The organism is Candidatus Cloacimonadota bacterium, from assembly GCA_011372345.1.
Classification (GTDB): Bacteria; Cloacimonadota; Cloacimonadia; order Cloacimonadales; family TCS61; genus DRTC01.
Map to the genome: position 1 here is coordinate 1 of DRTC01000381.1, position 6,106 is coordinate 6,106.

The 6,106-nt window shown below is 38.9% G+C and carries 7 protein-coding genes; all 7 read left to right on the forward strand.

Features of this window, described 5'->3' with window-relative positions; genetic code table 11:
- The coding region (locus ENL20_07420) for an RnfABCDGE type electron transport complex subunit C (GenBank protein HHE38388.1) at positions 1–624 on the forward strand (624 nt) is incomplete at its 5' end.
- A gap of 153 nt (positions 625–777) precedes the next feature.
- Positions 778–1,836: an RnfABCDGE type electron transport complex subunit D gene (locus ENL20_07425; GenBank protein HHE38389.1), complete on the forward strand. Its 1,059-nt coding sequence runs from the start codon at positions 778–780 to the stop codon at positions 1,834–1,836.
- Positions 1,833–2,471 (forward strand): RnfABCDGE type electron transport complex subunit G, encoded by a 639-nt coding sequence (locus tag ENL20_07430; GenBank protein ID HHE38390.1) that lies wholly within the window; start codon positions 1,833–1,835, stop codon positions 2,469–2,471. The genes ENL20_07425 and ENL20_07430 overlap by 4 nt, the downstream gene beginning before the upstream one ends.
- Positions 2,468–3,061: an electron transport complex subunit E gene (locus ENL20_07435; protein ID HHE38391.1), complete on the forward strand. Its 594-nt coding sequence runs from the start codon at positions 2,468–2,470 to the stop codon at positions 3,059–3,061. The genes ENL20_07430 and ENL20_07435 overlap by 4 nt, the downstream gene beginning before the upstream one ends.
- Positions 3,062–3,151: 90 nt before the next feature.
- Positions 3,152–3,739, forward strand: a complete 588-nt coding sequence (rsxA, locus tag ENL20_07440; protein ID HHE38392.1) for an electron transport complex subunit RsxA — start codon at positions 3,152–3,154, stop codon at positions 3,737–3,739.
- Positions 3,740–3,874: 135 nt separating this feature from the next.
- Complete coding sequence (locus tag ENL20_07445; GenBank protein ID HHE38393.1) at positions 3,875–4,864, forward strand: RnfABCDGE type electron transport complex subunit B; 990 nt, start codon at positions 3,875–3,877, stop codon at positions 4,862–4,864.
- 305 nt (positions 4,865–5,169) lie between these two features.
- Entirely contained in the window at positions 5,170–5,709 is a 540-nt protein-coding gene (locus ENL20_07450; GenBank protein HHE38394.1) for a hypothetical protein, read from the forward strand.
- Positions 5,710–6,106 lie beyond the last annotated feature (397 nt).

Here is a 6,106-nt window from a genome sequence, read left to right on the forward strand (position 1 = left end):
CCGCAGGGAGCGGAAAAACAACTGATCTACGCTGCGACTCGCAGGAAAGTTCCTAATAAAGGCGGTCTGCCGATGGATGTAAAGGTTGTCGTGCAGAATGTCGGTACAGCGATCGCTGTTTATGAAGCTGTTCGTTATAAAAAACCTCTGATCGATAGAGTTATCACGGTCAGCGGAAAGATCGTTAAAAAACCGAAGAACATCAAAGCCAGGATAGGCACTTTGTTTTCCGACCTGCTCGATTTTTGTGAGGGAACAACCGCAGAGATCGGGAAAGTCATATCCGGTGGTCCGATGATGGGATTTGCTGTTTCAACTCTGGAAACTCCGATGATAAAGGGCAGTTCGGGTTTGCTTCTGTTCGATAAAAAAGAAGCGCAGAAAGAAGATGAATATACCTGTCTCCGCTGCGGCAGATGTGTCGATGTCTGCCCCATGGAACTTGTTCCCAGTTTGATCGCTCATAGTGTTCGCTACGATGATTTCGAAATGGCAGACAAGTATGGAGTTATGGATTGTATCAAATGCGGAAGTTGTGCTTATGTCTGTCCTTCTCATATTAAACTTATCCAATGGATCGATATCGGGAAGATAAAAGTTACGGAGATGAGGAATAAGGGGTAAGAGGTTCAGGATTCAGGATTCAAGTTTCAGGATGCGAGGTGATTCTGAAACAACCTGGTGAATTCTGTTTCGGAATAGAATAAAGAAACTTGCCAGATTTCTGAAATTTGGCAAGTTTTAAAAGACATAAATGAATATCAAAACGGAGGATTTATGAGCGATATTTATGCTGTTTCGGCAGCTCCGCACATAAAACAGAGAATATCGGTTTCGTCAGTAATGTGGCAGGTTGTGCTCGCTCTCTCACCTGCTCTGCTGGCAAGTATATACTTTTTTGGAATAAGAACATTACTTCTAACGATCTATGCTGTCGCAGCAGCAATTATCACCGAAACTCTGATCCAGAAATTGAGAAAAATTCCAATCACAGTAACTGACGGAAGTGCAGTTGTAACCGGAATATTGCTGGCTTTTAATCTGAATGTCGAATCTCCCTGGTGGTTGCCGGTTGTCGGTTCTGTTTTTGCGATCGCGATTGGGAAACAGGTTTTTGGAGGTTTAGGTCATAATCCGATGAATCCGGCACTTCTGGCAAGAGCATTTCTGGTCGCATCCTGGCCTACTTTAACAACAGCTGGCTGGACAGCAACACGACTAAAGTCTTTCAGCGGAATTGCTAATATTGAAGGATTATCCATAAAAGCCCAGACTTTGATCACTTCCGCTACTCCTCTTGGTGTTGCCAAACAAATCCGTGATGTCGCCTATCTTGGAACCGCTGAAACAGATGTAATCATGAATAAACTCGCAGATTTCGGCACGATCCAGAATCTTTTCTGGGGAAATGTAGGCGGAGTGATCGGTGAAGTTTCTGCGGCTGCTCTTTTAATTGGAGCAGCTTATCTCGCTTATAAACACATCATCGAATGGAGAATTCCGGTTTTTTACATTGGCACTGTTTTTGTTCTAACTTTCATTTTCGGGGGAGTAAACGGTTTATTTTCAGCATCGATCATGTTACCTGTTTTTCATATTTTTGCCGGAGGTTTGATCCTCGGAGCATTTTTTATGGCAACTGATCTGGTTACTTCTCCGGTCACGAAAAAAGGGAGAATTTATTTCGGGATCGGTTGCGGAATCCTAACGGTTGTCATTCGTCTGGTTGGAGGATATCCGGAAGGTGTTTCCTATTCAATCCTGTTGATGAACCTGGCTGTTCCCTTACTCGATAAATACACGATTCCTAAACCGTTTGGGGAGGTAAAGAAATGAAATATTTTTTGAAACTCGGTTTTGTGCTTTTCGTGATAACTGCTATTGCCAGCGGAATTCTTGCTTATGTCAACAGTATCACAAGTCCGATCATCGAAGACAATCAGAAAAAGGTGCAGGAAGAGGCAAGGAAGGAAGTATTGCCGGCAGCAACAAAATTTATACCGGATTCTGTGGTTGTTGAAAAAGTCGAGGTAAAGGATCCGTTAAAAAAAGTTTCATCCGATACAAATAATCTTTTTCGTTATTTTAGATGCTTTGATGAGAATGATGATTTAGTCGGATATACTTTTGAAGCATCTTTATACGGTTACAGCAGTGAAGTTAAAACAATGGTTGGAGTCAGCCCGAATTTCACAGTCGAGAAGATCAAAACTATCAGTCAATCGGAAACTCCCGGACTTGGTGCTAACTGTATGAAAGAGGATGTTCAAAAAAGATTTTTTAATAAAAAGAAAGACGAAATGGTTGTGGATAAAGACGGTGGAACAATTAAAAGTATTACCGGAGCAACCATTACGACCAGAACTATTGCAAATTCCATTAAAAACAGTTTGGAAATTCTGGAGAAAAATATTTCGGAAATTCCTGCTGAAGTTCCTGAAAAAGATACCAGAGAGGAGATTGCGAAATGAGTTTGATCAAAGAATTCACCAAGGGTTTTATCAAAGAAAATCCGGTTTTTGTCATGGCTCTTGGACTCTGTCCCACTCTTGCTGTTACAACTTCTGTCGAAAATGCGATCGGCATGGGATTAGCAGCAACTTTTGTGCTGGTTTTTTCCAATATTTTCATATCATTGATCAAAAATTTTATCCCACCCAAAATCAGGATTCCCTGTTATATCGTGATCATCGCTTCTTTCGTTACCATCGTCGATATGGTCATGCACGCTTATGTTCCTGCCCTTCACAAAAACCTGGGATTGTTCATTCCCCTGATCGTGGTGAACTGCATCATCCTGGGAAGAGCAGAAGCGTTTGCTGGGAAAAATAAACTTATTCCCTCGATTTTTGATGGATTCGGTATGGGTTTCGGTTTTACTTTAGCATTGATCGTTATTGGCGGAATTCGGGAGATTCTTGGAGTCGGACAGTTTTTAGGATTTAATATTCTCCCGAAATGTTATATTGAATGTCCTATGCTGATTGCGATATTAGCTCCCGGAGCCTTTATCGTGATGGGACTGCTGATGGGTTTGATGAATTTAAAGAAGAAGAAATAGCCACAGACTAACACAGACTTTCACTGACAAATTCTTAAAAAATCTGTGTTAAGTCAGTGCAAGTCAGTGGCAAGAATAGGAGTTTTTTAAATGGAATTTATTGGAAAAATATTCGCTTTGGCAATTGCAGCCATATTCGTTCAGAATTTTGTCCTGATGAGATTTTTAGGACTTTGTCCATATATCGGAGTTTCCAAAAAACTGGATTCAGCAGTTGGGATGGGAATGGCAGTTATCTTTGTCATGACTATGGCTTCGACTTTTACATGGTTAATACAGACTTATTTGCTAATTCCTTTAAAAATCGAATTTTTACAGACTATTGCCTTCATTCTAACCATTGCTTCATTGGTTCAACTCGTCGAAATGGTGATCCAGAAAACGGCTCCTGCATTATATAAAGCTCTCGGTGTATTTTTACCATTGATCACCACAAACTGTGCTGTTCTGGGAGTAGCGATCTTGAATATTAATGAGAATTTAAATTTTCTAGGAGCAATCCTGAATGGTCTATTTGCCGGCTTAGGTTTCACTCTGGTGCTCGTTTTAATGGCTGGGATCAGAGAAAGACTCGACAAAGCAGAAATTCCGGTTAGTATGAAAGGAATGCCGATAGCGATGGTTATGGCAGGATTGATGGCTTTAGCATTTCTGGGATTTGCCGGTTTGAAATTTTAGTAACCCCATCGTCCCGATGGGAAAAATAATAAGCTGTTCACGGTGTTATAACAAAAACATTTAAGCAGTAACTTTCCGAATCTTATTTGAAAGAATTTCTTTGCTGGAAGCTTCGGAAATAAGCAGGAGATTTTAATGACGATAATTTTATATTCAATAGCAACCCTTGGAATTCTTGGTATTATTTATGGACTGGGACTCGCTTTGGCATCGAAGAAATTCCATGTCGAAGTAGATCCGAAAATTGAACAAATTAATGAAGTTTTACCGCAAGCAAATTGCGGAGCATGCGGTCTTCCGGGTTGTTCTGCTTATGCAGAAGCAATTGTTAATAAAGGTGAAGATATAAATTTATGTGCTCCAGGTGGTGAAAGTTCGATTAAAGAAATCGCCAGAATAATGGGAATCAAAGCATCCACAAAAGAGAGAAATATCGCTGTTATTCACTGTCAAAGTGGTGGTTATAACAATACTTTTTTCCGTTATGAATACCAGGGAATAGCGACTTGTAAAGCAGCTGTTCTGGTTACACACGGACCAAACCTTTGTAATTTTGGTTGCGTTTTCCAGAATGATTGTATTGCTGCCTGCCATTTTGATGCTCTGCATCTCGATGAAAATGGAATAAGGGTCGTTGACAAAGAAAAATGTACAGGTTGCGGAGCCTGTGCCAAAGCTTGTCCTCGAAATTTGATCGAGATGGTGCCGATCAGTAAAAAGGTTCACATTCTCTGCTCATCGCATGATAAAGGTGTGGAGGCAAAGAAAAGATGCGGAAATAAGACTGCTTGTATCAGTTGCGGTTTATGTGTGAAGAAATGTCCGGTCGGAGCGATCGAGATGAAAGACGATCTGGCTGTAATCGATTACGAAAAATGTATCAGCTGCGGAGAGTGTGCAAAAGTCTGTCCGACCGGAGCGATCATCGATCCTCTTGCCGGTAAGAGAAAGAAAGCATATATTTTAGAAGAAAATTGTATCGGTTGTACGATCTGTGCGAAAAAATGTCCTGTTGATGCAATTACCGGGGAAGTGAAGAAACTGCATGTTGTTGATCAGGAAAAATGTATTGGTTGTGAAATCTGTTTTGAAAAATGTCCAAAAGAAGCAATCGAGATGAGATAATAGTAGCCACAAAGAAGCACAAAAAACACAAAAAGAGCGAGAGCATCGTTCCCAATCAGGGATTGGGAACGATAAGAAATTCCTGATTAGGAGCGAAAAACAACAATCGAAAGTCATTGTTCCCAATCCCAGATTGAGAACACAATATTATGCAAAATTCAAATTTTGTTTATGAAAGATGAAGATAAACATTTTAAATAAAGTCTGTTCCTAAAAAACGAGATAAGTTATGTTGAGAATTCGAAACCGGATTTCTGAAAAAAGTGCCTTCCCAATCGGGGAATTGGGAATGATGAGATAACGAAATGCGATCGAGATTCAAATTTGTCGATTTAGAAAATCAACTTTATTTTATGACTTTTACAGTTGTTGCGAATATTCCTGTTTTTACAAGTTCCGGATATATGGATATCATCATCGAAAACTTTAAATTTTATCGAGATAATGAAAATTTGAAAATTTTCTATTATGTCATTATGGATAATCATATTCACTTGGTCGGTTCTCATCATGACAACATCGCTCGAATAATTCAAAGTCTTAAAAAATATACGGCTAAAGAGATTTTGAAACTTTTAGAAACCGATTCCAGACAATGGATATTGTATTTGTTAAAATATTTTAAGAAGAAATATAAGAAAGAATCAACTTATCAATTCTGGCAGGAAGGAAGTCATCCTGAAATGATTTTTAATTTGAAGATTTTGAATCAAAAAGCAAATTATATTCATCAAAATCCTGTAAAAAGAGGATTAGTAGAAGAAGAACAGGATTGGTTATATTCAAGTGCCCGGAATATACATGGATTGAGTAATATTTTTGAAGTTGATCAAATTGAGTTTTGACATCATTGTTCCCAATCCCAGATTGGGAATATAATATTTCTCAAAACCCCTGTTTTTTTTTACGATGAGATTAATTTCAAAATCGTTACAAAATAAAATTAGAAAGATAAAAATGTTAAGAACTCGAAACCGGATTTCTGAAAAAAGTGCATTCCCAATCAGGGGATTGGGAATGATGTGTTGGGATCATTGGATTGGGAACGATAAAGTAAATAATGGAGCATTGTTCCCAATCGGGGATTGGGAACGATAAGAAGATAAAACTTAATGAACTACTTCATAATCTCCCTCAAAGAAAAATATTTCCAAAAGAAAGGAAGAGAATTACTTATTTCCGGCAAATTGGAAAAAGCATTTTCCTATTTTCAGAAAGCGGTTTTATTGAATGATTCCACCG

Bases quoted from the DNA above. Each gene is read 5' to 3' on its own strand.
- ENL20_07445 (HHE38393.1), top strand. From the start codon at position 3,875: ATGACGATAATTTTATATTCAATAGCAACCCTTGGAATTCTTGGTATT.
- rsxA (HHE38392.1), top strand. From the start codon at position 3,152: ATGGAATTTATTGGAAAAATATTCGCTTTGGCAATTGCAGCCATATTC.
- ENL20_07425 (HHE38389.1), top strand. From the start codon at position 778: ATGAGCGATATTTATGCTGTTTCGGCAGCTCCGCACATAAAACAGAGA.
- ENL20_07450 (HHE38394.1), top strand. From the start codon at position 5,170: ATGCGATCGAGATTCAAATTTGTCGATTTAGAAAATCAACTTTATTTT.
- ENL20_07435 (HHE38391.1), top strand. From the start codon at position 2,468: ATGAGTTTGATCAAAGAATTCACCAAGGGTTTTATCAAAGAAAATCCG.
- ENL20_07430 (HHE38390.1), top strand. From the start codon at position 1,833: ATGAAATATTTTTTGAAACTCGGTTTTGTGCTTTTCGTGATAACTGCT.